Consider the following 26,901-nt stretch of genomic DNA (forward strand, 5'->3'; position numbering starts at 1 on the left):
GTTTCTGATATCTCCCTCCTGTTTCTATCCTTGCTTTTTTCCTATTCTAATTATTTTGCGCTTCTTTTTGGGAGCGGAATGTGGGTTCTATAGCAATAAAAAAGATAAAACCCAAAACAAAAGTGGCGGCGCTTCGTGCCGCCACTTTTGTTTTGGGTTTCTACCATTTGCTTACAAGCAGCTTTTGATCGCAGCAACAAGCTCTTTCAACTTAGCTGGTTTTGTCATATATTCATTTGCTCCTGCTGCCAGACATTTTTCGCGATCGCCTGTCATCGCTAGAGCCGTCAGCGCAATAATTGGAATATCAACCAGATTCGGATCGAGACGGATCTGCCGAGTTGCCTCTAAACCGTCCATGACTGGCATTTGAATATCCATCAAAATCAAGTCAGGTTTATGGGCTTTAGTAATGGCGATCGCTTCTTGTCCATCATTTGCTAATAGAATTTGATAACCCTTAGCTTTAAGGTAACTCGAAATTGTCTTAGAATTGACATCATCATCATCTGCAATCAATATCAGAAAATCTTGCTTGATATCTTTATCAGTGATTGAGAGTTCTAGTTCTGCTTTCTTAACTGGCAGATTTTCTGTAACTATTTCAGTTTGGGAGTTTGATAGAGGCAGACAAGGTATCATGATTGTAAAGCAACTGCCTACGCCCAGTTTGCTGCTTAAGCTGACACTACCACCATGAAGCTCGACAATACGCTTTACCAATGCAAGCCCCAATCCTGTTCCTTCAAATTGGCGGTTTAAGGCACTATCGATTTGAGTAAAGGGCTGAAATAGTTTCTGGATATTTTCTGGCGCGATGCCTATACCTGTATCGCTTACAGCAATCTGTAGATAGTCTTGTGCTGTATCTGCCGTATCTATTGTTTTATTTAGGATAGAAGGCAGTTGTGTGACTTCTAAGGTAACTGATCCTCCAGTCGGTGTAAATTTGACTGCATTATTGAGCAGATTGATTAACACTTGACGCATACGTCGTTTATCTACTAGCAGATCGGGAAGATTAGGTGCAAGTTTGATTGCTATTTGAATTTGTTTTTTTGATGCCTGTGGCTTTACAAATTCTAAACTTGATTGAACTATCGGAGGGAGTGAAGCGGGAGCACAATCTAGCTCAATTTGTCCAGACTCAATTTTTGCCAAGTCCAAAATGTCGTTAATCAATTCGAGAAGATGGTTGCCGCTGCTTTCGACAATTTGCAATGCTTTAAGTTGGCGATCATTCACCGTGCCAAACACGCTATCTTGCAGTCCTTCCGTCATGCCCAAGATAGCATTGAGTGGAGTCCGCAATTCATGACTCATATTCGCCAAAAAACTATCCTTCAGCCGATGAGATTCAATTAGTTGGATATTGGCCTGTTGCAATTGCTGCAAAAGATTCTTTTGGCGATCCATCATATTGAAGAAGGCTATTGATAAGCGACTAATTTCATCTTTGGCACTAATTTGCTCATCGCCCCCCATGAGTGTCTCGTCGCAAGCCTCTAAAATTGGTTGCATTCGACGGTTTAGATAACGGACAAATAGCATCACAACAAAAGCTACGGTAATCGCTGCTGAGAAAGTTAGACTGAAAGAGAGCAATAGCGCAGGCTTGATAACCGTATCATAGGGTATAGAATGCAACATCACCCATTGACTACTGGGAACTCTCTGATAAACCCAATAGCTTTGTGTCGTATCTGATTTGAAATATCCTTGAGATTTCCCGTGAGCTAATGCATATTGAATCTGCTCCCAAACAACTTTCAATGAGGGAATTGATGCAATATTTTCTAGATGAGATGCTTTGTTAGGTTCAGGTGCATAGCCTAAGAGTATTCCCTCTTGAGTGACAAACACCGAATATCCACCGTCCTTGAAGGCAATTTGCTGGTTAAGGTTAAGATCTCTAATGTTAATATCGCCATTCACTATCCCAATCAAGTTACCATTGCGATCGCGAATTGGCCCCGCAAACGTCACCAATGGAACTGGATAAACTGCATTAATATATGGCTTTGACCAAAAATACTTGTTCTCCTTAATAGCATCAGCATAATATTGTAACTCAGGATATTTCTCTACTTGCCAAAGTTCCACCAGACTATAATTGGCATCTTCGGGAAGTTTAACGCCTCGATTTGGTAGCGACTCTTCGATATAAGGTCCAAACCACTGGCGATCTACCAAGCCATTTGGAGTCTGCATCACGCCAAAGCCAGTAATCAGTTTGGGACGAGCAGACATAGATGAAAGAACTAGTTGGTCGTATGCAGATGGCGATCGCACCCCGTTATTTTGTAAATTGATAGTTGCTACGACTAAGCTCTTTAAAAAAACCTCACTGTTACGAAGCTCAGTATCTATTTCTCTAACTTTGAGATCTGCTTCCGCAGTTAAATGGCGTAGTTTGTCAGCCTCCAAATAAAAATAAAATAGAGTCCCTAATCCAGCTAATCCGATAGTAACAGGTGTCATTATTGATAAAAATAATCGCGTACCAATAGAAGAAAGCCCAAAATCTCCTAACTTAAATGAATTGATGGACTTATTTTTAGATAAACTTTTTCTCATATATTTCAAGTCTAGAAATGTTAAGGCTAGAACGAAACCCAAAAATCACACATTACACACATTACTTTTTCTCTGCACTTAAAACTTGTTGAATACTAGTATCCAATTGCTTAAGCTTAAGGGGTTTTGTCAGATATTCATTTGCTCCAGCTGCCAGACATTTTTCGCGATCGCCTGTCATTGCCAGAGCCGTCAGCGCAATAATTGGAATATCCGCCAGATTAGGATCGAGACGAATTTGCTCAATAGCTGTTAATCCATCCATAACTGGCATCTGAATATCCATCAAAATCAAGTCAGGATGATGCTCTTTCGTAAGGTCGATAGCTTGTTGTCCATCTGTAGCGAATACAAGTCGGTAGCCCTTAGCTTTTAGGTAGCTGGAGAAAGTACCGATATTAGCTTCGTTATCTTCTGCAAGTAAGATTAAGGGCGAGCTTGGGCTGTCAGTTTGGCTTTTATCTATCAGAGATTGCTCTGTCAAGTCATACTCATTTTGTACTTCGAGGATAGGATCTCCTGTATTAAAGGGAAGATTAATCGCAAAGCGACTCCCGACACCCAATTCGCTGGTGAGTTCTATGCTGCCTCCGTGAAGTTCGACAATCCTTTTGACTAAAGCTAAACCTAAACCAGTACCAGTATATTGACGGTTCAAAGCACTATCGATTTGGATAAAAGGCTGAAATAGTTTCTGGATATTCTCTGCTGAGATACCTATTCCTGTATCAATCACAGCTATTTTTAAATAATTTGGAGTCGCTGGATTGGTTGTATCTTCATTAAGTTGAACTTGCGATACTTCTAAAGTGATTGTGCCTCCTTCTAAAGTGAATTTAACAGCATTATTCAGAAGATTGATTAAGACTTGACGGATGCGACGCTCATCTAGCAGTATTTCTGGCAAATTCTTTGGAACTCTCAGTGTTAGTTGAATTCTTTTTGTCAGTGCTTGCTGCTTGATAAATGACAGACTAGCTTTACATAAGCTCTCTATCCTAGTAGAGGATAAATCTAAGATAACCTGTCCAGATTCAATTTTTGCGACATCAAGAATGTCATTGATCAATGATAAAAGATGCGTACTACTATGCTCAATAGTCTGCAATGACTTGAGCTGTCTATCATTCATGATGCCAAATATTTGCTCTTGGAGTATCTCAGTCATTCCTAAAATAGAATTGAGCGGTGTACGCAGCTCATGGCTCATATTGGCGAGAAACTCGTCTTTGAGGCGAGTAGCTCGCATTAGCTCTTCGTTAGCTAACTGTAACTGTGCCTCAGCTTGTTTGCGATCGCTAATATCTTGCACACTAGACCAAATCAAAAGCTCTCCATTTTGAAGAATTATTAATCCCGACAAAAGAACTGGCACAAGATATCCATCCTTATGAATGTATTCTTTTTCATAAGGGCCATAGCGACCATTCTCTTCTAACAGTCGTAATTGTTCGGCTTCTTGCTCCGCATATTTAGTTGGAGTAATCTCTTCAGGCTTAAGTTGAAGAGTTTCTTCGACAGTTCTTCCTGATATTTTGGCAAATGCTGCATTGACAAATACTAATTGCCCATCCATTCGACAACTCGCTAGCCCGATGGGAAATTCTTCTACTAATTGGCGATTAAATGCTTCACTCTCAGCTAGAGATTCCTCGGCAAGCTTGCGATCGGTGATGTCCTGAAACGTACCGACTACGCCAACAATTTCTCCCAATTTATCTCGCAGAGGGATTTTATTGGTTTCGATCCAGTTTAACTGACCATTGGGTAAGGTAATCGTTTCTTGAATGCCGATCTGCGAGATTCCAGACTCCATTACGGCTCGATCATCTTTGATATATTTAAGAGCCTCCTCTTCAGTGGAGGAAAAGTCAAAGTCAGTTTTGCCGATAGCTTCCAGAGGCGCAGCTACTCCAGTTGTTTGGGCAAAAAGTTGGTTGCAGCCCAATAGAACTGATTGACGATCTTTCCAAAATACCGCCAGAGGGAAAGCGTCGAGGACGGTTTGTAGCAATCTTTGCGATTCTTCTAGGGCTTTTTGGGCTTGTTTACGTTCCGTGACATCTCTAAAGATTCCTCTTGTGGCGATTGGTACGCCATCTTTTAGTTGACAATTTACATTCCCTTCAACAAGGATCGCTCGACCATCTTTAGTTATAAATCTTGTTTCGATACTTACACATTGCTCACCTGCAAATAGATTTTGCATCGCGCTCTGACAATGATTAAGGTCTTCGGGATGGATGATTTGAAAAATCGATAAATTTTCTAGCTCGACTTCGCTATAACCCAAGGTTTCTTTCCATGCTCGATTCGCAAATAAGATGCGTCCTTCTGGAGTCACACTTTGAATTAAATCAGTAGCATTGTCAAAGAAATCCCGAAGTTGTTCCTCCCGTTCTTGTAGTTCTTGAGTACGTTGTTGTACACGCATCTCTAACTCTTGATTTAAGCGATTGAGGGATTCGTTAACATTTTTGCGCTGTAATTCCGCCGATGCTCTCGCCGCAAATACTTGCAAAATGCCGATCGCTTCAACCCGTTTGATTTCGGAAATAGGCTGCGTATCTAAAATACAAAGATTACCAATAGCTCTGCCATGATCATCTTTCAAGGCAATTCCCAAGTAGCTTTCAGCTTTCATGGTCACAAGGTCAAGATCTTCCACAAAGATTTTTGAGACATATTGCTCACAATGATATTGTCCCTCTTGCAAAGAAATTTCGCAGGGAGTCTGGGCTGGCAGATAGGAAATAGAAGGTTGTAAGCTGCCATTTGCCCAGAATCCTAATGTAACCAAGCGATCTCCAACAAATTCGGTCACGAGAGCGTAGGTGACATCAAGAGCCTCAGCAATGTGACGCACCAATTCCACAAAAAAGTCGGCTCCTGTAACGGCGGCAGTTCCTGTTACTAGTTTTTGTAAGACTGTCTCGGCGTGTTTGCGATCGCTAATATCGGTAATCGTCCCCACATAGCCAATGATTTCGCCATAGATATCGCGTTCGGCTCTGGCTCGTGAAAGTACCCAAGTTATAGTGCCATCGGGCTTTTGAAAACGGCATTCAAGCTCAAACGGGCGGTGCTCCTGTACGGAGGCATACCATTCTGCTCCAACTTTTTCGCGATCGTCTGGATGCAATGCTCTCGCCCAGTTAGGGCCAGACGCTTCTTCTACGGTCAAGCCTGCGATCTCACACCAGCGATCGTTGAGGTAGATCGCATCACCAGTGGTATTAGTGCGATAAATGCCCACAGGCGCAACAGCAGCTAGAGACTCAAAGCGTTTCTGACTCTCCTGTAAAGAAAGTTCACTCTCCTTAAGATCCGTAATATCGATGCCAACGCCTAAAACACCTAAATCATTTGAGTTTGGCAATCTAATCGGTCGTTTTTGCCATTGCTGCCATTGCTTGCCAACATCATCTCGATAAACTTTTTCTTCGGGCAGAAATAGGTTCTGTTGAGTTTCGATTACTTGCCGATTTTCTTGAAGATAGCGTTCTGCTTCTTCTGGAAGGATGTTGAGATCTATATCATTTTTTCCTAATAATTCTTCAACAGTAAGGCTACGTAAATCCGCGATCGCTTGATTCGCTAGCAAAAATTTGCCATCCCAATCTTTGACAAATATCATATTGGGATTACTATCAATGACTAATTTAAAAAATTCCTGTTGTTGCTGAAGTTGATCTCGACTCGATCGCAATGACTCTTCAATTTTTAAGCGTGCTTGATTTTCTTGCTGCAATCCCGCGATCGCTTGTTGTAATTGACTAGTACGTTCCTCAACAATATTTTCCAAGCCTTCTTGAGAGTTTCGCAATTCAAGTTCGATTGTCTTTAGAGAAGTGACATCACGAATTACACCTACCCTACTTATGTGCATATTTTCGATAACCAAAGATTCGGATACTAAAGCCCAAAAATTTGTACCATCGGCGCGCAACATTAAAACTTCTGCTTCGGTTATCCTATTCTCGTCAGAACAAGTGCGAATATGTCGCAACCATTCTGTGTATAGATAAGGTTGTTTTAAAACTTGGATGGGTTGCCCAATCACCTCTTCGGGAGAAATATTACTCAATTCGGCAAGAGTATTGTTGATATATTGCAAATTTCCTTTGCTATCTAAAATGTAGATACTATCTTTGATGCTCTGCATCGCACGGTTGAGTAACTGTAATTGCCCCTTGGTTTGATGGCGACTCAATGTTTTATCGATGGTTGCGGGTAAAATTTTAAGGTAGTTGCGTTCGGGATCTTTAATCAGATAGTCCGCAGCCCCCTGACTCATCAATCTTGCCGCCGTTTCCTCGTCCCCACTACCTGTCGAGATCACAAATGGACAATTTTGTTCTTTAAGAATCGGAAATAGCTCACTAGAATGACCATCGCCTAAGTTGTAATCGAGAATCGCTATTTGAAATGTGCGATCGCTAAGAATCTCTAACGCCTCTGATAACGAGCTTGCTAGCGTATATTCGTATGGCAATCCCAATTGTTTTACATAGCGCGTAAATGCTAGGCGATCAATCTGATCATCATCTACGAATAGAAGATGAAGTTTGGTTGAATTATAGTGGAATGTTGAAGAGTTCATGGCTAAAGTTTTAAACGAGATAAAGCAATAAATTAGCTAATTAAATTAGGAATTTCACTTAAGCGCCAATACTGATAAAGAACAAGCAACTTTTCGACAAAATCAGGATATTCCAAGGGCTTAACGATATAACCTGCGGCGCTTAACTCAAAGCTGGTAAGGCGATCCTGTTCTTCTTGAGAGGTAGTCAAGATCACTACAGGAATTTTGCACCAATCGGAATCGGATTTGAGGATTTTGAGAAACTCCAGCCCATTCATCCTTGGCATATTTAAATCCAATAGAATTAATGCAGGGACTGGATTACTTGAATCTCGCAAAAACTCTAGAGCTGATTCTCCATCATATCTGACATAGAGGGGATTCTCGGCATGGATATCTCTTAAACCACGTTTGAGGGTCATAATATCGAGCAGATCATCTTCTACGAGTAAAATCGGATCGAAACTTCTCATGATTTGTTTACCTCAACCAGAGCTTCCGATTTTGGTAGCGTAAAACAAAATGTACTACCTTTACCGATTTCGGAGTTTAGCCAAATTTTACCATCATAGGCTTCGACAATTTTTTTGACGATCGCTAATCCCACCCCCGTACTTTCAGATTGATCGCGCGGCACTAGAGTTTGAAAGATCTGGAATACCTTGTCAAAATGTCTAGTCTCGATTCCCATCCCCGTATCGTTGACATAAAATTCCCAATAGTCATCTTTTTCTGAATGACCGATGTGAATTTCTCCTTCTAGCTTACCCATATATTTGACAGCATTGCCAATCAAATTTTGAAACACCTGTTGAATTCGCGTCTTTTCAACTGTTAAAGTCGGCAATTCTGTATCGATCGCAATTTGAATACCTTCGGGCGCAGCAATCATATCTATCGTTTCGTGGAGTAGTCGTAAAAGATTTACTTGAGTTTTATTTTCTTTTACCCGACTTACCCGCGAATATTGCAATACACCATCAATGAGATCGCTCATCCGCCTTACTCGACCACTCATCAGCCTCAGCATATCGCGTCCTTCATCATCAAGGCGATCGCCATAATCATTTTGCAACCAATCCGCTAGAGACGCGATGCCCCGTAATGGAGCCTTGAGATCGTGGGAGACGATATAAGCAAAGTCTTTTAGCTCTTGGTTGACAGTGGCTAACTCTGAGACTAGTTTTAGTTGGTGATTTTCGGATGTTTTTCTTTCAATCGCATGGATAATTGAGCGTTCTAATAAAGTTGCACTCAAAAAGTTTCCCTTAACCAAATAGTCCGATGCACCGAGCGCCATTGCTTTTTGGTCGATTTCGCGATCGCCAACTCCCGTCAGCAAAATTATCGGCTTGTTGCATCCCATATTAATGGCAGCTTGCATTAATTCCAATCCATTCTCTTTGCCAAGGCGAAAATCAAAGAGATATATGTCATGACATTTTTTGCCAATCTCTACTAATCCATCATCATAGTTATCAATCCAAGTCAGTTTAAAGTCTAATAGCTCGGCTTCGCTCAAAAAGTCACGAGCCACAATATAGTCATCTTCATCATCGTCTACGAGCAGGACTCGACAAATCTCTAGTGGCATTGTTTTCTGGTGAATAAAGATTTTTAATAACCTTGCTATTAATTAAAGTACCCGTGGCTTTGACTTCACTCAGCCAACGTTGGCTGAGTATATAAACTTGATAGGACATTTTTTCTCAGCAAGTGCTTAATGTTTTGCGCTATGGGCGAAACATGATTAACCTATTTGGCAGCTCGTTCTGGTAATTCTACAATTTCAAACCAATAAGATCCCACCATCTTCATGATTTGAACCATCGAGTCAAACACAACAGGCTTGGCGATGAAGGAACTCACACCCAGATCGTAAGTTCTCAGGATGTCTTCCTCAGCCTTAGAAGTTGTGAGTACTACGATGGGGATTTGGCGAAGCTCTAGATCAGCTTTAATTTCTTTGAGGGCTTCTCTACCATCCTTGCGGGGCATATTTAAATCCAATAGGATCAAACTAGGACGGGGTGAACTTTTAGGATCAGCGAAGTCGCCTCGATGATTTAAATAGTCTAACAACTCCACCCCGTCACCAACAAAATGCAAGTCATTGGCAAGGCGATTTTCTTCTAAGGCATCTTGCATGAGCAAGCGGTCATCTTCATCATCTTCGGCAACTAAAATAGTAATACTTTTTCTTTTGTTAGTCATCGTGAAGCTCTCCTTTGGGGTGATAAATGGGTAATGTAAAAATAAAAGTAGCGCCTTATTCGAGATTCCCTTCTGCGGTTAAGGTTCCATTGTGTCTCTCTGCAATTTTACGGCAAATAGCTAGACCAATCCCAGTAACTTCAAAGGTTTTTCTGTCATCATCATAGTTGTCAGCCCAAGTCAGATTAAAGTCTAATAACTAGGCTTCGCTCAGATTGGGACAAAACAGCTATGAGGCTTATTTAATACTTCAAATAAATTTGTTCGATTTATTTGAAGTATTAAGTACTCGACACAAATATCATGAACTTTTATCTATGATTAATGAGAAACATAATGCCCTATGTTTAGCTATTTATAAAAAATATCAGAACCTTAAAAGATCATATAAAAAATTAGATGAAATCATTTCTTTTCATATTCCATATATGGCTCAGACAAATCCCCATTAGAGTTATGAGTGCAATTACTCATAATCTAAAATATGCAATGCTGAGTCTGTTGACAGTTACTATGGCGATCGCCTTAACGAACTGCACTCCCCAAACAAACATCCCATTACGCATCGGATCGAACCTCTGGACGGGATATGAGACTTTATATCTGGCGCGGGACTTGGGCTACTATAACGACAAGCCGATCCGATTAGTTGATTATCCTTCAGGCACAGAGGAAGTCCGCGCCTATCGTAATAAAGAAATTGAAGGGGCAGGACTATCAATCGATCAAGCCCTAGTCCTCGCTGCTACCCAAGAAAATATTCGGATTATCGCAATTATGGATGTGTCCAATGGCGGTGATGTGATCTTAGGTAAGCCAGAATTCACTGACATGAAAGCTCTCAAAGGTAAGCGTGTGGGCGTGGAATCAACTGCACTCGGAGCTTTCTTCATCGCCCGTGCATTAGAAAAAAATGACATGACTGCCAAAGATATTCAAATTGTGTCTTTGGAATTGACGGAACACGAACGCGCTTACAAAGAGGGGAAAGTAGATGCTGTGGTTACTTTTGGGCCTGCGAGAATCAAGCTGTTAGCGGCTGGGGCAAAATTACTATTTGATAGCAGTCAGATTCCTGGAGAAATTGTCGATACCTTAGCGGTAAGTACGGAGGCGATCGCTAATAATCCCGAAACGATTCAAGCTTTGGTGGATGGTCGATTTCGCGCCTTAGATTATTTTGAAAAAAATCCTCAAGATGCCGCAACACGAATGGCTAAGCGTACCAAAGTCACCCCTGAGCAAATCCTTGATGCCTTTAAAGGGCTAAGCCAACCGAATTTACAAGCAAATCAAAAACTGCTTGATAAAAGCGATCCTGCGCTAATTAATGGTATGACCAAACTAGTAAAGATTATGGTTGACAACAAATTACTACCCAAAACTATCGATCCTGCTAGTATTCTAGATGACCGTTTTATTAAGAATGCGAAGGTTTAAATCTACCCAACGGTTCCCATGAAAGGATTGCCAATTTTCCCGATTTCTTTAAGGATTTCAATCCCTACAATTTTAATTTTTTGTGGGGGCTTGTTGGGCTTAACTTCTTTTAATCAAGAAATTAATGAGGCTTATCAAAAGACAGAAATTAATACCAAAAATTATGTCCAAATTTCCGCAGGACAGACATCAAGAATCTTAGATTATTTGTATCGTAGAGCCAATATTGAAGATGCCGAAATCACGATCATTAGTCAGCTTGGCAGCGATCCGAATCTTAATTTAGTAATGTTGATTAACGATGACGATGTTGTACGTCTCTCTAATCGTTATGAATTGAAAAACGAACCAGTTACAAAAACACAAGGTGTGGATTATGTCGAAAAGTTTGGGGCGGTACGCAAAAATTTATCGGGAGATGTATTGATATCGGCGGATCGGTCGAAACTAATCGCGATGTATCCTGTCATTTTGCCATTGCAGCCCAATGAGCTTCAGTCCTCCAAAGTGGGCGTTTTATTCTTTGAATACGATCTAACCCGCACCAAACAGATTGCGTTTAATGATGCTTTAAAGCGATCGCTGTTTTTTAGTGGCAGTTTAACGATCTTTTGCATAGGAATTTGGTTCTTCTTTGAAATTACGCTCACAAGGCGTGTCTCCCGTTTAGTGGCGGTGAGCAATAGCCTCGCGGAAGGAAAACTAGACGAACGCGCAGGACTAACAGGCTCAGATGAATTATTTCAAATCTCTGTTGCCTTCGATCGCATGGCAGGCAAAATTCAAGATAATGCCAATATTTTGCTGCGCCAAAATGCCGTATTACAATCCCAGATTGAAGCTTCCATTGATGGCATTTCGATTGTCGATGAAAATCGCAATATCGTCTACTACAATCAACGTATTTGCGACCTCTGGCAGATTCCTGTCAACATTATTGAAACAGGGGACGATCGCGAATTCATGAAATGGGTATTGAGCAACTTAGTCGAACCCGAAATATTTTGCGCTAAAATCGAATACTTATACGAAAATCCCCATAGCAGCAGCGTTGATGAGGTAGTGCTGAAGGATGGACATATTTTTGATTGTTATTCAACCAGTGTGAAGTCTTTGTCGGGAGACTTTTACTATGGTCGCATTTGGTATTTTCGGAATATCACCGATCGTCGCAAAGCCGAAAAACTAATTCAACAACAAGCGGAAAGAGAAAGGTTACTCAGAGAAATAACCCAAAGAATTCGGCAATCTCTAGATCTTGTAACTATCTTTAACACCGCCACCGAAGAAATTAGGGAGTTTCTGAATGCCGATCGCGTAGGCGTGCTGAAATTCGATCCCAAATCCCATAATACCCAAGGCGAATTTGTCTCCGAATCCTTAGTCGATGGAGTTACCTCAATTGTGGCGATTTCCATCGATGAACATTGCTTTGGTGACAAACATACTATCTACTACCAAAAAGGAAGAATTCAATCTTTAGACGATATTTATCAGGCAAATATCAAGGGGTGTTATCGCGAACTCTTAGAAAGCTTTCAGATTCGCGCAAATATGGTCGTACCATTACTAAATGGCGAAGATCTATGGGGACTGCTATGTATTCATCAATGTTATGAGCCACGACCTTGGCAGCAATCAGAAATCGAATTTGTGCAGCAAATTGCCAATCAATTAGCGATCGCCATTCAACAAGCCAATCTATTTGAACAGATTCAGAAAGAATTAACCGAAAGACAACAAGCCGAGTCGCGACTGACAGAAAGTAACCAACAGCTTGCTATTTCCAATCAAGAACTAGCTCTCACTACTCGGCTTAAAGATGAATTTCTTGCCAATATGGTCACAATTAATCAGCAGCTTGCCATCTCCAATGAGGAACTAGCTCGCGCTACTCGCCTTAAAGATGAGTTTCTTGCCAATATGAGCCATGAATTGCGAACTCCCCTCAATGCGATCTTAGGAATGTCTGAAGCATTGCAAGAACAGGTCTTTGGCGCAATTAATCAAGAGCAGAAAGAGTCGTTAGAAACAATTGCCAGCAGCGGTAAACATCTATTGGAATTGATTAATGACATTCTTGATGTTGCCAAAATCGAATCGGGACAAGTCGAGATCGTCTGTTCGCAAACCGCGATCGATGAACTATGTCAATCGAGTTTGCCCTTTGTTAAGCAGCAAGCATTACGAAAACGCATTCATCTGGAATTAAAAATCGTCCCTAATTTACCAGAACTATTTGTCGATGAGAGACGTATTCGCCAAGCTTTGATTAATCTGCTCAGTAATGCGATTAAGTTCACTCCTGAAAAAGGTCGGGTGTCATTGGCGGTTAGTCTCCAGCAAAATCCAGCAAAAATCACGAATGAAATCACGAGCGAAATTAGATTTGCCGTAACTGATACAGGGATCGGCATTTCCCCAGAAAATCTGCAAAAATTATTTCAACCCTTTGTCCAAATAGATGGAGCGCTCAATCGTCAAAACACAGGCACTGGCTTAGGTCTGGCGTTAGTTAAGAGCATTGTAGAGATGCATAAAGGCACGGTAAGTGTCACGAGTGAGGTGGGCGTAGGTAGTTGTTTTACGATCGCACTTCCCTGCGAAAATATATCAACGTCATCGCCTATATATCCAAATCAACCCCCAAGTCCTTTAGAGACAAGTCCTGATAATGGTATTGCTGAGGGGCTGCCCACACTATTACTCGCGGAAGATAATGAAGCAAATAAGCTGACAATCTCTAGATACCTCAAAGCCAGAGGCTATCAATTGTTGTTTGCCAAAGATGGTCGAGAAGCGATCGATCTTGCAAGGTCGATGCGACCTGATTTAATCTTAATGGATATTCAAATGCCAAATATTGACGGGCTAGAGGCGATCAAAATCATTCGTGGCAGTAATATTCCTGAATTAGCGAACATTCCCATTATTGCCTTAACTGCTTTAGCGATGATAGGCGATCGCGAGAGATGTATAGAAGCTGGGGCAAATGAGTATTTAACAAAACCCGTCAAACTCAATCAACTAGCCACGACAATCAAACAAGTTTTAGCCCGAAAGCAATAAATAACCGATTTTTTGTGTTGAGGCGAAGCCGCGCCACCAAAAATCTTAAATCGCAGAAACCTACCCAAATAATCTATGAATAACCAATCCATTTTAATCGTTGATGATGAGTCGCATAATTTTGATGTTATAGAAGCATTGTTGAATGAATATGACTATGAATTAAATTATGCATCTAGTGGACAGGAAGCACTCGAATCTTTAGAAATCCTAGAGATAGATTTAATTTTATTGGATGTAATGATGCCCAATATGGATGGTATCAAAGTCTGCGAACGCATCAAAGCCATTCCCAAATATAGCCCAATTCCGATCATTATGGTCACAGCTCTTACTGCTAAGGAAGATCTAGCTCAATGTTTAAATGCAGGGGCTAATGACTTTATTAGCAAGCCTGTTAATGCTCTTGAACTGCGGGCTAGGGTGCAATCAATGTTGAGAATGAAACAGCAATACGATGCTTTGCAAATATCCCTCGATCGCCAGTTAGTCTTAGAAGCAGAAAAGAGAGAGTTATTAAAGTATCGTAATGCTGAACTAGAGCGGCAAACCGACGAAGCACATTTTCGAGCTAACACTGATGACTTAACTCAGGTATCCAATCGTCGCTGTTTTGACGATCGCCTACAGAAAGAATGGCAACGTCTAAAGCGGGAACAAACATGGCTTTCCCTCATTTTGATCGACATTGATTATTTCAAAAATTATAATGACTTCTACGGGCATCTTTCTGGAGATGATTGCTTGATCAAATTTGCACAAACCGCCGTCAAACAACTCAAACGTCCTGACGATCTATTTGCTCGCTATGGAGGGGAAGAATTTATGGTGATTTTACCCAACACAGAGATAGATGGTGCGATCGCAGTTGCTGAGTCCATCCAAGAGGCTATCCGCAACCTAAATATTCCTCACAAAGATTCCAAGGTCAGTGAAATCGTCACCATTAGCATGGGCATTTCTAGCGTGATTCCTACTTCGGATAAATCACCTCAACATCTAATTTCCCTATCTGATAAGGCACTTTATGAGGCTAAATATCAAGGTCGCGATCGTTATGTGGTAGCAATTTCATGATATTGACCGTTGAATATTTAATTTATCCTGTCAAATTCAATCAATTTGCAAATATAGCAAAAAAAGAGTTAGCTAGTACAAACCAAAACCAGAAGATGAGTGGCGGCACGAAGCACCGCCACTCATCTTCTGGTTTTATGTCCTAAGCAAACCTTGGTTTGCTATACAATCAAACAAGTTCTAGCCAAACAACAATAATCTAATAATCTAATAATCTAAATAATTCATGTCTGATCTATCCATTCTAATAGTTGATGATGAGCCAGATAACTTTGATGTCATAGAAGCATTGTTGAATGAATATCACTATGAATTAAATTATGCATCTAGTGGACAGGAAGCACTCGAATCTTTGAAAATCCTAGAGATAGATTTGATTTTATTGGATGTAATGATGCCTGATATGGATGGTATCGAAGTCTGCGAACGCATCAAAGCCATTCCCAAATATAGCCCAATTCCGATCATTATGGTCACAGCCCTTACTGCTAAGGAAGATCTAGCTCAATGCTTAAATGTAGGGGCTAATGACTTTGTTAGCAAGCCTGTTAATGCTCTTGAACTGCGGGCTAGGGTGCAATCAATGTTGAGAATGAAACAACAATACGATGCTTTGCAAATATCCCTCGATCGCCAGTCCGTCTTAGAAGTAGAAAAGAGAGAGTTATTAGAGAATCGTAATGCTGAACTAGAGCAGCAAGTGTCGTTGCGGACTGCGGCACTTAAGGCGGCTTCAGATATGATTACGCATAATGCTCTCCACGATGTCCTCACGGATTTACCAAATCGACGGCTGTTGTTGCAACGGATTGAGTTAGCAATTCAGCGATCGCATCAATTAGAGTCCTATGGTTATGCAGTTTTGTTTCTAGATTTAGATCAATTTAAAATCGTTAATGATAGTTTGGGGCATATCATTGGCGATCAACTGCTAATTAGCATCGCTGAAAAGCTAAAATCTCATTTAGAGGATGTTTATTTAGTAGCTCGATTTGGTGGTGATGAGTTTGTCATTTTGTTGGAATATATTGCCAATATTGATGAAGTAATTAAGATTACAGAATGCATTTTAAATGATTTTCAAATACCATTAATTTTGAATGGCGGCGAAATATTTATTAATGTCAGTATTGGTATCGTCTTAGGAAATACAGATTACCATCAACCCGACGATCTGCTCCGTGATGCCGATATCGCTATGTACAAAGCGAAAGCACAGGGGCGCAATTCCTACAAGATTTTTGATGTCAAGATGCATGATCAGGCGATTAAGCGACTGACTCTAGAAACAGATTTGCGTAATGCGATCGAGCGTCAAGAGTTTATGGTTTATTATCAGCCAATTATGGACATTCTTAATGGCGATCGCTTAATTGGTTTTGAAGCCTTAGTCCGTTGGCAACACCCAACTCGCGGCATGGTTTCTCCTATGGATTTTGTAGTGATCGCTGAAGAAACAGGATTAATTGTCGCTCTTGATAGTTGGATATTTCACGAAGCTTGCCATCAACTCGTCAAATGGAAGGCAAAATTTGCGAGTTCTCACGACCTAAAAATGAGTATCAATCTATCGGCACAGGATATTCGCAACCCCAACTTACTGACAGATATCGATCGCATATTGGCGAAAACAGGCTTAGATGGAAAATCGATCACTTTAGAAATTACTGAGAGTATGTTAATTGCGGATATTAACCAAACAATCGATCTACTCTCTCAAATTAAAGCCAGAAATATCCAAGTTAGTATTGATGATTTCGGTACAGGCTATTCATCGCTAAATTATATCCATCGGTTACCTGCGGATTACTTGAAAATCGATCGCTCCTTTGTCAATCAAATGCAAGCAGCAAGCCGTAATTACCAAATCGTGCGTACCATCGTCGCCTTGGGCAATCAAATAGGATTAGCCATTGTTGCCGAAGGTATTGAGACATCAGAGCAGTTGCAAATATTGCGAGACTTAGGATGCCAATTTGGGCAAGGTTATTTATTTTCTAAGCCCTTATCCGCTCAAGAGATCGAAGCAAAATTTATTCCCTAGAAGCGCGATCGGGCAATTAGGCATCGTGAAGCTCTCTTTTGGGTTGATAAATGGGTAAAGTAAAAATAAAAGTTGCGCCTTGTTCGAGTTCTCCTTCTGCGGTTAAGGTTCCATTGTGTCTCTCTGCAATTTTACGGCAAATAGCTAGACCTATCCCTGTGCCTTCAAAAGTTTTTCGCCCATGCAGGCGCTGAAAAATCTGAAAGATGCGCTCAGCATATTGTTGCTCAAAGCCAATGCCGTTATCAATGACCCGAATTTCGCACCAGTCTTCCCCATGTTCCAAGTAAATCCGCGATCGCACCTGAACCACAGGCGTAACTCCTTCTCGTAAAAACTTGAGAGCATTGCCAATCAAATTTTGGAGGATTTGGCGCATTTGTAAGGCATCAGCTTCGACTACTGGGAGGGGATCGACTTCAAGGATTACGCCTGATTTCTCGATCCGCACCTCTAGGTCAGAGAGGACTCCCTCTAAAATCTCAGATAATTTGATCGGCTTGAAGGGTTGTGCTTTGGTCGTTACCCGTGAGAATTCGAGCAAATCATTAATCAATATCTGGGCGCGATTCGCTGCGTTTAACATGCGCTCCAAATAATCCAAACCTTTTTCATTTAGGGCATCTTGACATGTAGATTTTAGGCGATCGCCAAAAGCCTGAATTTTGCGTAAAGGCTCCTGCAAATCATGGGAAGAAACATAGGCAAAATCTAATAATTCGCGGTTACTAATTTCTAGGCGCTCATTCATAACGTGTAACTTTTTCATTGCTCCTTCCACCTCCTGTCGCAGGCTTATTTCAATTTCTTTGCGGGTCGTAATTTCATTTTCGATCGCAATGAAATTTAATAACTTGCCATCGTCATCAAAGACAGGGTTAATATTCAGCAATAACCAATATGGTCTTCCCTCCTTGCTATAGTTCAGGATCTCACCAGAGAATGGTTCTTTCATTGCCAAGGCATAGCGAATTGCATCGACTGTCTCCTTAGAAGTTTTCTCCCCTTGTAAAAGATCTCCAGGTCGTTTACCGATCGCTTCAGCCAAGGTATAACCCGTCAATTTATGAAAACTATGGTTAACCCATTCAATCTGTCCTTGAGGGTTGGTCACGATCGCTACATTATCAGTTTGGCTAGCAATCAGCGATAGTTTTTGTAATTCCACATCGGTGGCTTTGCGGGCTGTGATGTCCTTACGAATAGCCAAGTATTGATAAGGTTTGCCATCTTCATTTAGGAAAGGAACGATTGTAGTATCGACCCAATAAAAAGAACCATCCTTAGCTCGGTTTTTGATTTCAGCCCGCCAAGTTTGACCTCTAGAAATTGTTTTCCACATCTCTGCAAAAAACGATTGAGGATGATGTCCAGAACTGATAAGGCGATGATTTTCTCCGATTAACTCTTCACGGTTATATTTGGAGATTTCACAAAATTTATCATTAGCAAAGGTAATCGTTCCTTGGACATCAGTAATGGCAACAATTGCGGTTTGATCGAGGGCATCGGTGATATCTTTTAATTGCTTCTTAGATTTCTTTTCCGCAGTGATATCTTGAGCAATGCCCATAAAACCAGTGATTTCACCTTGAACTGTGTGAATTGCCGTAATCGTCAGCATTACAGGAAATTTCGAGCCATCTTTACAAATATAAGTCCATTCCCGTTCATACACCTGCCCCAATCTAGCCTTGGCAGCAAAGACTTCAAAACCAACTTCGATATCTCTTTCTAGTTCCTGAGATAAATGTTTAGCTTGGGAAACAACTTCATCGAGATCGTGAAAAATAGCGGGATTAGTTTTACCAACAACTTCTGATGCGGCATAGCCTAGCATCCTCTCAGCGGCAACATTAAAGGATTGGATAACCCCCTGCAAATCGGTAGAAATGATTGCAAAGCTAGCGCTATCTAAGATCGCTTGTTTGAGCATAGAGACTTCGCTCAATTGCAATTCTGAAGCCTTGCGATCGCTAATATCGCGCAAGATTGTAGAAGCTCCGACTACTGCTCCCTCCTCGTTCACTAAAGGAGAGATAGTTGCCATGACTGCGATACTTTTACCTTCTTTACTGATGCAGGCAGTTTCAAAATGTTCTATCCGTTCTCTCCGCATCAGACGCGCCAAAATCTGAGGTTCCTCATCCAATTGGTCAGGAAAAAAAAGCATAGAAACAGGATTTCCAATTGCTTCAGCCTCTGTGTATCCAAATAATCTCTCGGCGGCAGGATTCCAACTAGTGATGATTCCATCCAAGCTCTTGGTGATAATCGCGTCACTGGAGGATTCGACCACAGATGCTAATAGCCGAGATGAATCCTCCTTTAACCTTATCTCTAATTGACTGATCACTAGACGGCTTAATGCTTCTAGTTGTCTAATCTGTTGCTCAGTGAGATCGCGAGGTTGGCGATCGATTACGCATAGCGTCCCCAAAGCAAAATTATCCTCGGTAATTAGCGGAACTCCAGCATAAAATCGAATATTCGGATCTTGAGCTACCAGTGGATTGTCAGCAAATCGCGGATCAAGACTAGCATCAGGAACATTTAAAATCGCACTTTCGGCAACGGCATGACCACAAAAGGAAATATCGCGAGGTGTTTCTGTTGCGTCAATGCCAACGCGGGACTTAAACCACTGACGATCTTTGTCAACCAATGAGATGAGGGCGATCGGCGTTCCGCAGATATCCGCAGCAAGTTGGGTTAAGTCGTCATAGACTTGCTCTGGCAAGGTATCAAGAATATGGTAGCGATCTAGTGCAACTAGGCGATCGCTTTCATTTGCTGGAATTTCAGGCTGTTGCATAGGATTAATTGCAATGAGTTTTTCTTTTGCAGAATTTTGGGATAGCCCTCTAATACCAATTCACAAAAGTGTGGCAACACTTCTGTGAATTAAAACCCAAGCCCTGTAAGGGTTTTAAAAACATAAAATGGCAACGCCACTTTGTGTTTTGGTATAAAGATGTGAGGCGACTCTCGTTGCTCATCTCTAGAGCAATTTTTGCATTAAAAGATCTAATTGTTTTAGTTTGATAGGCTTGCTCATGTATTCATTAGCTCCAACCGCTAAACAGCGATCGCGATCGTCTTCCATTGCTAGTGCAGTTAAGGCGATAATCGGAATGTCAATCAAACTAGGATCGAGGCGGATTTGAGCTATCGCCGTGAGTCCATCCATAACAGGCATTTGGATATCCATCAAAATCAAATCAGGGCGCTTCTCTTTTGCAATGGCGATCGCCTCAACACCATTTTGGGCGATAATAACACGATACTCTTTGGCTTTGAGATAGCTAGAAACTGTCATGACATTGGCTTCGTTGTCTTCTGCTAGCATTATGAGAGGAGGATTGACAACTTTTCTATCATCGAACTTTTCCGAAGCAATATCAGACTTATTGTCAGATTGAGAGATTCCCTTAGTATTTGTCTTAGGAGCAATTGATGAATGTGTAGGTGATATTCCCTCAATATTCGGCGCTTGGCAAATATAGGGCAGACGCACAGTAAAGCAGCTACCTTCGTTAAGCTTGCTGCGAAGTCTGACATTACCACCATGCAGCTCTACAATTCTTTTGACTAGAGCAAGTCCCAGTCCAGTTCCTTCATATTGGCGATTGAGCTTGCTATCAATCTGCACGAAGGGTTGAAAAAGTTTTTCCTGATCAGCGGGGGAAATGCCGATACCAGTATCGGTTACAGAAAAGCAAAGATATCGACTATCTTTGAGGTCGCAATCTTCATATTTCCAATCAGGGCTATTTGGCTGAAGTATTGCCTTTAAGGATTTATGTTCGACAAAAGTTATCTCTAGTGGTTCGTAATATACTTCTAGCGTGACTTTACCACCTGTAGCTGTAAATTTTACGGCGTTAGTTAACAAATTAATCAGCACTTGTCTCATCCGACGTTGATCTAAAATCATTTCTCCTAAGTCTTGGGACAATTTCACATTTATCTGAATTTGCTTTTTGAAGGCTTGTTGCTTGACAAAGCTTAGGCTGGATTTACAAAGCTGTTCGATCGCAACTTTCTCGATATCAAGTTCCAGTTTTCCAGATTCAATTTTCGATAGTTCGAGAATGTCATTGATTAAAGATAGTAGATGTTCTCCACTTTTTTCGATCATCGATATCGCATCAGATTGGCGCGTATTAATAGGACCTAAAATTTGTTCTTGCAAGCTTTCCGACATTCCCAAAATGGCATTGAGTGGTGTCCGAAGTTCGTGACTCATATTGGCAAGAAATTCATCCTTCAATCGGATAGCTTGCATGAGTTTGCTTTCGTTTCTTTTGAGATTGGTAATATCTTGGCGGACTGCAAGGTATTGATAGGGGTTGCCCTGATCATTAATAAAGGGAATAATTGTTGTATCTACCCAATAGAAGCAGCCATCCTTAGTCCGATTTTTAATTTCCCCTTGCCAAATTTTACCGCTAGCGATCTCCTTCCACATATTCGCAAAAAAATTGTGGGGATGATGTCCAGAGTTGAGAATACGATGGTTTTGACCGATTAATTCTTCTCGACTGTATTTAGAAATTTCGCAGAATTTATCATTTGCAAAGGTAATCGTACCATTTACATCGGTAATCGCCACCAACGCCGTGTTATTTAAAGCATTGGTGATATCTCGAAGTTGAGATTGCGATTGTTTAATTGCAGTGATATCACGCGCGATTTTGGAAGCGCCAACTACTGTTCCTATCGCATCGATTAAAGGAGAAATTGAGAAAGATACATCTCGTGGACTACCATCTTTGTGGAGACGAATGCTTTCAAAGTTTTCCATTCTTTCTCCTCGTTTGAGGTGTTCGATAAATATCATTTCTTCTTGTACGCGATCGCTCGGAATCATCATGAAAATCGATTTCCCCAATACTTCATCGACTGAGTAGCCAAATAATCTCTCAGCAGCTGGATTCCAACTGGTGATGATCCCATCAAACGTGTTAGTGACGATCGCATCATTCGAGGACTCAACCACCGAGACTAACAGTCGAGAAGTTTCCTCTGCTAGCCTTAACTCTAATTGACTGACAACCAAATGGCTAAGCATCTCTAATTGTTTGATTTGTTGAGGTGTGAGTTGTTTAGGATGAGGAGCGATCACACATAAAGTACCTAAAGCATAGTTGTCAGGAGTTATTAAAGGTACTCCTAAATAAAATCTAATCTTGGGTTCACCAACAACCAAAGGATTATCCGAAAAACGTGCATCTTCTTTAGTATCTGGGATATGCAAAATCGCTTTTTCAGCCACAGCGTGACCACAGAAAGAAATTTCACGAGATGTCTCAGTTGCATCAATCCCCACCCGCGATTTGAACCATTGCCGATCGCGATCGACTAAAGAGATTAAAGCGATCGGCGTTCCGCAAATATGTGAAGCCAGTTGTACCAAGTTGTCATATACCTGCTCTGGTAATGTATCGAGAATTTTATAGCGATTAAGAGCAGCTAAGCGATCACTTTCATTTTCTGGAGTTTCAGGCTTTTTCATAGGATTAATTAGGATAATATCTTAGTCCGCAAAATTTCTAAACTATCGCGGGTTTCAAGTTCTCATGTATAACTTAAAAGTAATAAAATTCATATTTGTGTTATCTGTGATTTTACCCTGTCCCAACCAAGACTAAAAACTACTACAACTGGTTTAATTATGCCCAGCTAATCGATTATTTCAATCTAACAGGTTTACTTGCTTTAATTTAACAAGTTTACTGATGTTATCTTTTAGAGCTCGTTGCATTTCATCCTTAGAAACCATTTAAGAATTGTCTAGATCCCCCCCAGCCCCCCTTAAAAAGGGGGGAGAATTAAATTCTTCCCCCTTTTTAAGGGGGATTGAGGGGGATCTCTTAGAGCTTTTGACCGCAGAAAGTATTTCTTAAATGGTTTCTTAAGCCCAAATTAATAAAGGCGGAGCGAAGCTCCGCCTTTATTAATTTGGGCTTTAATTTTTCCTAGACAAATTAAAACCTAAAATACGAGTGGCAGCGCTTAGCGCTGCCACTCGTATTTTGGGTTTTATGTCCTAAGCAAACCCTACATTTCTATGAAATAAAAAAATTACTGTGAAGGTTTATGGTGTTCATTTTGTCTGCTACAAAATGAACACCGCTATATGAACCAGTCTAGAAAATGATGCTGTTGCTAATAGATGCGATATTTCCATTATTGACAGTCAGTAAATTAACCAGATTATTGGCATTGCCTAAACCATCGGGAGAAACTTGGAGAACTGTGCTTGTGCCAAGTTGCTGGAAGCGAACGATCCCATCAGCGATCGCATTAGTACCAGTGTAATTAATCGAGCTAAATACACCTCCAAGTTTAATCATATCGCCAGCACCGAAGTCGAGAATTGTGTCACCAGCTTCGTTGATATTATTAAACTGGAAAGTATCGTTACCTGCCCCACCGACGAGAATATCATTACCCTTGCCGCCGATCAGAATGTCATTACCTGCGCCGCTCGAAATAAATTCACTCGCGTCAGTTCCTTGTACGGTGTCACTCCAGCTAAAGCCGAAGAGTGATTGAGAAGCGATCGCTGTTGTAGGGTTGCTAACATAGTCAATCAGCGCTTTGCCCATGTCAGTCGATCGCCAATCTTTGTTAGCAGCCATCACGCGATCGAGTGTATCCGCACTCACAGAAGCATCACCTTTAATGCGGAAGATAATATCGTTGTAATCGCGATCGGTGGCTCCATCAAGGCGTTGATCTTCAAGGGAGATAACAAACGAGCCATTACCAACATCAGTGCGTCCCATTTGGAAACTGCGGCTAGGATTGTTATCTAGCATTGAGAACAAAGGACGTTTAGTCCCATCGATCGCAGGGTTTGCGATAACTTCGCTAATTGTGCCGTTGGGAACTTGGATGACACCGTAGGAAGTATTAGGAGCAAGATTGAGGGTTTTCGTTCCTTTATAGGTTCCCGAATTAAAATTAGATTCCCAATCTAAACCACTGGTAAACTTAGCAGCATCGGTTGCATCGCTGAGCAATACATAACCTTGAGTCGAGTTGCTAGCTACACGGCGAGCAGCTTCAGCAATAAAAGCGGCGGAGCCAGCAGTATAAGTATCCATGCCATCAAGACTGAAAATACCGACATCACCTTTGTAGTAGCCACCATCGTAGAGAAATTCCACTTCGAGAGTACCAGATTGCCCAGAGGTAATTACCCCTTTGTCATATTCAGAACGATTAGAATAGCTAAGTAGCTGTTGTCCAGCAGTAGAACTGCGCCAGTCGCGCTCGGAATTAACCAAGCCATTCATCAGAGGCACATCACTAGTCGCGCCCTTGACTTGAATCACGATGTCGTTATAGTCGCGATCGGAAATGTTCGGTAAGTCTACACGATTATCTTCAAAGGCATAGGTGTTTTTGCCATCGACATTAACCATTTGTCCGATCGCTGTTCCAAAGATATTCGCTTCAGGAATCGAGAACATCGGTAGGTTGCCAGTTTGATTAATGCTGCTGATGTTATTTGCGATCGCTGCTACCGTATTGTTTTGGATGAGCATAAAGGCAAAGTGACCACGAGGAGACATGTCGAAGGTTTGTGCGCCTTTGTATGATCCTGTGCCTGAGTTGAAATCTTCTTCCCATGCCACTGTATCCGAGAATTTCGTAGCATCAGCCCGATCTTTCGTTATAACATGTCCAAGATTCGATTCAGTTAAAGCGCGGCGAGCAGCTTCTTGAACAAACGCTGTGGAGCCAGCTTTAAAATTTTCCATGCCATCAAGACTGAAAATAGCCAATTCGCTCTGATACCAACCACCATCATGGAGAAAGTCAATGCGAACTTTGCCCGATTCGCCAGTATCGAAGATACCGCCGCTATATTTAGGACGAGTGGCATACTGCACCAATTCTTGACCGACGGAAGAAGTGCGCCAATCGCGATCGGGATTAACATTGGTATCCATCAAAGGTGCGACACCCTTTGCTCCCGTAAAGCGAAAAACCATATCATTGTAATCCTTGTCGGACAAGGTTCCCCAGTCAGTGCGCACATCTTCCATGCCAAAGGTGTCGCCCTTGCCAGTGACATCAACGATTTGACGAATGTTGCTAGGTGAGCCGATATTGGCTTGGGGAATCGAGAAGATCGGCAAGCGATTGCCAGACCACATTTTGGTGACATCATAGGCAAGTTCTTGGACGGTGCTATTTTGAACTAGCATCACAGCAAAGTCTTCACCTGCATTCATACTGTAAGTTTTGACACCTTGATAAGAACCACCGTTAAAGCCATCTTCCCAAATGAGCTTAGAAGTGAATTTTGCATCTTCAGTACGATCTTTAATAACAATATGACCTTGAGTAGAGTTGCTCAGTGCACGGCGTGTGGCTTCTTGCGCAAATTCATAGGAATCAACCTGCAATCCTTCCATTCCCTTCAGGCTAAAGATTGCCATTTCCCCTTGATACCAGCCTCCATCATAGAGATAGTCCACACCAACTTGTCCCGATGCATCAACGCGAAACACACCCGAATCGAAGGTAGAACGGCTGGCATAGTCGGTAATTTGCTTGCCGATCGCAGTATCTACCCAATCTTTAGTCGATGCGCCGACATCACTAAGCGCAGGAATGTTATTACCTTCGGCTCCCGTTAATTGAAATACTACATCGTTATAGTCATAATCAGAGCCACCCTTGAGGCGAACATCTTCCATTGCAAAAAGATTACCTTTACCTGCAATATCCTCAACTTGCGCGAACTGATTGCTGAGATTAGGGTTGGCAGCACTGATAGAAAATAAAGGTTGTTTATCAAGTCCTAGCTCTAGTCCACTGGCTAGGGTATTAAAAGTTTGGCTAACAGTTCCATTAGAAATCAGCATGAAGGCAATGCGATCGCCTGCTTGCATGGAGAAATTTTTGATTCCTTTGTAAGCACCGCTATTAAAATTAGCTTCCCAATCAAGTTCAGCGCTAAATTTTGCACCTTCAGAATTATCAGCAACGAGGATTCTGCCTTGAGTTGAGTTTGTTAGGGCACGGCGAGCAGCTTCTTGTTCAAAGGCAACTGAACCGACTTCTAAACTTTCCATTCCATTCAAGCTAAATATGGCGAGTTCTCCTTGAAATTTACCGCCATCAAATAGAAAATCAAAACTTAGTTTACCTGTCGCCCCAACCGTGAATGTCCCCTGAGTCGTTGTTTGCAATGCCATGATTGATTACCCCTAACTTATTACACTTATGCTTTTGGCTTTTCCCCTAGGATGTTTTCAACCGTTTGAAGCGATATTTCATCCCATGACACATAGGTTAGGGCTTGCAGCTAGCTACAGGGTCAAGATCCCTAAAACAAAATATCCTATTAAAAAAACTTATCAATCATGTTAATGGGCTCATTGAAACGCCTGACAAACCGTCCGTGCCATAGCTGTAGCCAGAGAGGTTATATAGCAAACCAAGGTTTGCTTAGGACATAAAACCAGAAGATGAGTGGCGGCGAGAAGCGCCGCCACTCATCTTCTGGTACTAGCTAACTCTTTTTTTGCTATACCAAAGCCCAAAATGACTACGCCATTTTGGGCTTTCAAATTTTTTGTGGTGCGTTTGATCGGAAATTGCTGTATGACATAATACCAAATCACAAAAGAGAGGCAACAGATAGAGCATCCAGTATGGAATCTCTACCGACAAGAGAAGCAATTACAGATTTAGACATTTCGGAGAGACGATTCTTGACTAAAAGCCGCAACTCATCCATATTTTTGGGTAAAGTAAAGCGCAACCCTTGCTTCAAATGTAGCCAAACGCGCTCAATTGGGTTTAATTCTGGAGAATGAGCAGGCTGAAATATCAAAATGATATTGCTCGGCAATCGTAACCGCTTAGC

14 protein-coding genes are annotated in these 26,901 nt (G+C 41.4%); 4 read left to right on the forward strand and 10 right to left on the reverse strand.

What is annotated here, in order from left to right; all coding sequences use genetic code 11:
* Positions 1–171 precede the first annotated feature (171 nt).
* The 6 genes from CQ839_RS25330 to CQ839_RS23425 form a co-directional block, all read right to left on the reverse strand.
* Positions 172–2,481 carry an ATP-binding protein gene (locus CQ839_RS25330; protein WP_181016317.1) on the reverse strand — a complete coding sequence of 770 codons (2,310 nt, stop codon included), beginning with the start codon at positions 2,479–2,481 and terminating at the stop codon, positions 172–174.
* Positions 2,482–2,638: 157 nt separating this feature from the next.
* Positions 2,639–7,180: a PAS domain S-box protein gene (locus tag CQ839_RS25565; RefSeq protein WP_103670712.1), complete on the reverse strand. Its 4,542-nt coding sequence runs from the start codon at positions 7,178–7,180 to the stop codon at positions 2,639–2,641.
* A 32-nt stretch (positions 7,181–7,212) separates the two neighbouring features.
* Positions 7,213–7,635, reverse strand: a complete 423-nt coding sequence (locus tag CQ839_RS23415) for a response regulator (RefSeq protein WP_103670713.1) — start codon at positions 7,633–7,635, stop codon at positions 7,213–7,215.
* Positions 7,632–8,756 carry an ATP-binding protein gene (locus CQ839_RS23420; RefSeq protein ID WP_103670714.1) on the reverse strand — a complete coding sequence of 375 codons (1,125 nt, stop codon included), beginning with the start codon at positions 8,754–8,756 and terminating at the stop codon, positions 7,632–7,634. Before CQ839_RS23420 ends, CQ839_RS23415 begins: the two co-directional genes overlap by 4 nt.
* Positions 8,716–8,865: a hypothetical protein gene (locus tag CQ839_RS25350; RefSeq protein ID WP_181016318.1), complete on the reverse strand. Its 150-nt coding sequence runs from the start codon at positions 8,863–8,865 to the stop codon at positions 8,716–8,718. The genes CQ839_RS23420 and CQ839_RS25350 overlap by 41 nt, the downstream gene beginning before the upstream one ends.
* Before the next feature lie 52 nt (positions 8,866–8,917).
* Complete coding sequence (locus CQ839_RS23425) at positions 8,918–9,376, reverse strand: response regulator (protein WP_103670715.1); 459 nt, start codon at positions 9,374–9,376, stop codon at positions 8,918–8,920.
* 456 nt (positions 9,377–9,832) lie between these two features.
* On the opposite strand from CQ839_RS23425, the gene CQ839_RS23430 reads away from it, so the two are divergent.
* The 4 genes from CQ839_RS23430 to CQ839_RS23445 all read left to right on the forward strand — a co-directional run bounded on the left by CQ839_RS23430 (position 9,833) and on the right by CQ839_RS23445 (position 17,006).
* Positions 9,833–10,816, forward strand: a complete 984-nt coding sequence (locus CQ839_RS23430; RefSeq protein ID WP_181016319.1) for an ABC transporter substrate-binding protein — start codon at positions 9,833–9,835, stop codon at positions 10,814–10,816.
* A gap of 18 nt (positions 10,817–10,834) precedes the next feature.
* Positions 10,835–13,885, forward strand: a complete 3,051-nt coding sequence (locus CQ839_RS23435) for an ATP-binding protein (RefSeq protein ID WP_103670717.1) — start codon at positions 10,835–10,837, stop codon at positions 13,883–13,885.
* 75 nt (positions 13,886–13,960) lie between these two features.
* Positions 13,961–14,962, forward strand: a complete 1,002-nt coding sequence (locus CQ839_RS23440; protein ID WP_103670718.1) for a diguanylate cyclase domain-containing protein — start codon at positions 13,961–13,963, stop codon at positions 14,960–14,962.
* A 226-nt stretch (positions 14,963–15,188) separates the two neighbouring features.
* Positions 15,189–17,006 carry an EAL domain-containing response regulator gene (locus tag CQ839_RS23445; protein WP_103670719.1) on the forward strand — a complete coding sequence of 606 codons (1,818 nt, stop codon included), beginning with the start codon at positions 15,189–15,191 and terminating at the stop codon, positions 17,004–17,006.
* Between the two features lie 16 nt (positions 17,007–17,022).
* Here the strand turns inward: CQ839_RS23445 and CQ839_RS23450 are convergent, their stop codons facing one another.
* From CQ839_RS23450 to CQ839_RS23465, 4 genes are all read right to left on the reverse strand, one after another.
* Positions 17,023–19,821 (reverse strand): PAS domain S-box protein, encoded by a 2,799-nt coding sequence (locus CQ839_RS23450; RefSeq protein WP_103670720.1) that lies wholly within the window; start codon positions 19,819–19,821, stop codon positions 17,023–17,025.
* A gap of 186 nt (positions 19,822–20,007) precedes the next feature.
* Positions 20,008–22,524 carry a PAS domain S-box protein gene (locus tag CQ839_RS23455; protein ID WP_103670721.1) on the reverse strand — a complete coding sequence of 839 codons (2,517 nt, stop codon included), beginning with the start codon at positions 22,522–22,524 and terminating at the stop codon, positions 20,008–20,010.
* A 634-nt stretch (positions 22,525–23,158) separates the two neighbouring features.
* Positions 23,159–26,227 (reverse strand): DUF4114 domain-containing protein, encoded by a 3,069-nt coding sequence (locus tag CQ839_RS23460; protein ID WP_103670722.1) that lies wholly within the window; start codon positions 26,225–26,227, stop codon positions 23,159–23,161.
* A gap of 425 nt (positions 26,228–26,652) precedes the next feature.
* A partial coding sequence (locus tag CQ839_RS23465) for a transposase (RefSeq protein ID WP_181016320.1) occupies positions 26,653–26,901 on the reverse strand: 249 nt, incomplete at its 5' end.

The sequence above is a fragment of the Pseudanabaena sp. BC1403 genome (genome assembly GCF_002914585.1).
Taxonomy (GTDB): Bacteria; Cyanobacteriota; Cyanobacteriia; order Pseudanabaenales; family Pseudanabaenaceae; genus Pseudanabaena.

Bases quoted from the DNA above. Each gene is read 5' to 3' on its own strand.
- CQ839_RS23450 (WP_103670720.1), bottom strand. From the start codon at position 19,821: ATGCAACAGCCTGAAATTCCAGCAAATGAAAGCGATCGCCTAGTTGCA.
- CQ839_RS23440 (WP_103670718.1), top strand. From the start codon at position 13,961: ATGAATAACCAATCCATTTTAATCGTTGATGATGAGTCGCATAATTTT.
- CQ839_RS23445 (WP_103670719.1), top strand. From the start codon at position 15,189: ATGTCTGATCTATCCATTCTAATAGTTGATGATGAGCCAGATAACTTT.
- CQ839_RS23460 (WP_103670722.1), bottom strand. From the start codon at position 26,227: ATGGCATTGCAAACAACGACTCAGGGGACATTCACGGTTGGGGCGACA.
- CQ839_RS23420 (WP_103670714.1), bottom strand. From the start codon at position 8,756: ATGCCACTAGAGATTTGTCGAGTCCTGCTCGTAGACGATGATGAAGAT.
- CQ839_RS25330 (WP_181016317.1), bottom strand. From the start codon at position 2,481: ATGACACCTGTTACTATCGGATTAGCTGGATTAGGGACTCTATTTTAT.
- CQ839_RS23430 (WP_181016319.1), top strand. From the start codon at position 9,833: ATGAGTGCAATTACTCATAATCTAAAATATGCAATGCTGAGTCTGTTG.
- CQ839_RS23455 (WP_103670721.1), bottom strand. From the start codon at position 22,524: ATGAAAAAGCCTGAAACTCCAGAAAATGAAAGTGATCGCTTAGCTGCT.
- CQ839_RS25565 (WP_103670712.1), bottom strand. From the start codon at position 7,180: ATGAACTCTTCAACATTCCACTATAATTCAACCAAACTTCATCTTCTA.
- CQ839_RS23425 (WP_103670715.1), bottom strand. From the start codon at position 9,376: ATGACTAACAAAAGAAAAAGTATTACTATTTTAGTTGCCGAAGATGAT.
- CQ839_RS25350 (WP_181016318.1), bottom strand. From the start codon at position 8,865: ATGTCCTATCAAGTTTATATACTCAGCCAACGTTGGCTGAGTGAAGTC.
- CQ839_RS23415 (WP_103670713.1), bottom strand. From the start codon at position 7,635: ATGAGAAGTTTCGATCCGATTTTACTCGTAGAAGATGATCTGCTCGAT.
- CQ839_RS23435 (WP_103670717.1), top strand. From the start codon at position 10,835: ATGAAAGGATTGCCAATTTTCCCGATTTCTTTAAGGATTTCAATCCCT.